We start from the raw sequence: 649 nt of genomic DNA on the forward strand, positions 1-649 counted from the left end.
CAGGCCGACGGGCTCGGCCTTGCCGATGGCGTAGGCGACCTGGACCTCGGCGCGGCGGGCCAGGCCGGCGGCGACGATGTTCTTGGCGACCCAGCGCATCGCGTACGCGGCCGAGCGGTCCACCTTGGACGGGTCCTTGCCGGAGAAGGCGCCGCCTCCGTGGCGGGCCATGCCGCCGTACGTGTCGATGATGATCTTGCGGCCGGTCAGGCCGGCGTCGCCCATCGGACCGCCGATCTCGAAGCGGCCGGTCGGGTTGACCAGCAGCCGGTAGTCCGAGGTGTCCAGGGCCAGGCCGAGGTCCGCCAGCACCGGCTCGACGACGTACTCCCGGATGTCCGGGGCCAGCAACGAGTCGAGGTCGATGTCGGCGGCGTGCTGGGTGGAGACGACCACGGTGTCGAGGCGCACGGCCCTGTCGCCGTCGTACTCGATGGTGACCTGGGTCTTGCCGTCGGGGCGCAGGTACGGGACGGTGCCGTCCTTGCGGACCTCGGTCAGCCGGCCGGAGAGCCGGTGGGCGAGGGTGATCGGCAGCGGCATGAGCTCGGGGGTCTCGTCCGAGGCGTAGCCGAACATCAGGCCCTGGTCGCCGGCGCCCTGCTTGTCCAGGTCGTCCTCGTCGCCCTCGACCCGAGCCTCGTAGGCG

At 72.1% G+C, this 649-nt stretch carries 1 protein-coding gene; it reads right to left on the minus strand.

The genetic code is table 11. The features are described 5' to 3' along the window. Positions 1–649, minus strand: a 649-nt coding sequence (locus tag PUR71_RS14625; RefSeq protein WP_329927412.1) for a methionine adenosyltransferase domain-containing protein, incomplete at both ends; no start/stop codon positions are given.

This window comes from Streptomyces sp. SP17BM10 (assembly GCF_036322405.1).
Taxonomy (GTDB): domain Bacteria; phylum Actinomycetota; class Actinomycetes; order Streptomycetales; family Streptomycetaceae; genus Kitasatospora.